Source organism: Mesorhizobium sp. WSM4808 (assembly GCF_055811675.1).
The window spans coordinates 1-367 of sequence record NZ_JBVVQX010000082.1 but is presented as its reverse complement, the minus strand read 5'-3'; the positions used below and the strand labels follow the sequence as shown (position 1 = coordinate 367).

Sequence of the window (367 nt, the reverse complement as noted above, 5' to 3'; positions counted from 1 at the left end):
TCCGCAAGGTCTGAGGCACCCCTCGCTGCCATCGAGAACTCCATAGACGTCTCATTCGCCGTCCCCAAAGGCTTCTCCCATGGGACTCAACGCGTCCCAGACGCAATGCTCTCTTCCTTGGACCACCATGGCCTCTTGCCGGATGCGGAAAACCCGAAATGGAACTACGAGATCAAAGGTCACGGCTACACCGCCGAGAGGCCGGAAGGGCGCAACGACTTTTGGCTCGTCCATCGCGGTCGGATGAGGGAAGCTGCAGCGGCAGCACTACCGGCAAGGGTTCCAGAACCCGCCTCGCCAGCGACCGCCAGGCTGTCAGACACCTATCGCGATGTTCCGTTGGTCGATCTGACCACCTCCTCCGATG

Annotated in this window: 1 pseudogene; it reads left to right on the top strand. The window is 61.0% G+C overall.

Going from position 1 to position 367, the window contains the following annotated elements:
* Window positions 1–105: 105 nt before the first annotated feature.
* Window positions 106–367 (top strand): annotated as a pseudogene (locus AC0L2U_RS34775) (hypothetical protein); the annotation flags it as partial.